This window comes from Sinomicrobium pectinilyticum (genome assembly GCF_003725735.1).
GTDB lineage: Bacteria > Bacteroidota > Bacteroidia > Flavobacteriales > Flavobacteriaceae > Sinomicrobium > Sinomicrobium pectinilyticum.
The window spans coordinates 1-246 of the sequence record NZ_RJTM01000176.1 but is presented as its reverse complement, the minus strand read 5'-3'; the positions used below and the strand labels follow the sequence as shown (position 1 = coordinate 246).

The following is a 246-nucleotide window of genomic DNA, read 5'->3' as shown; positions in this document are numbered from 1 at the left end:
TATGGGATACCTCCAGAGCGTAATTAATATAGTAAATATACAGCCCCAGGGTAAGTATGGCCAGCCAGGTGTCCGTTGTGGAATTCCTGCCGAAACTTCTGGCGGTCTCTACCCAGATCACCGGGAACATGATGAGGTTTATAATAGGGATAAACAGCAGGATCACCCACCACCACGGCCTGTTGATGATCTTCATCAGTATCACGGCATTGTATACGGGGACAAGGGCTTCCCATGCTTTTCTTC

1 protein-coding gene is annotated in these 246 nt (G+C 48.4%); it reads right to left on the bottom strand.

The genetic code is table 11. The annotated features are described in order from the left end of the window. Window positions 1-246: DUF5684 domain-containing protein (locus tag ED312_RS21835; protein ID WP_240643171.1), on the bottom strand; the 246-nt coding region annotated here is incomplete at both ends.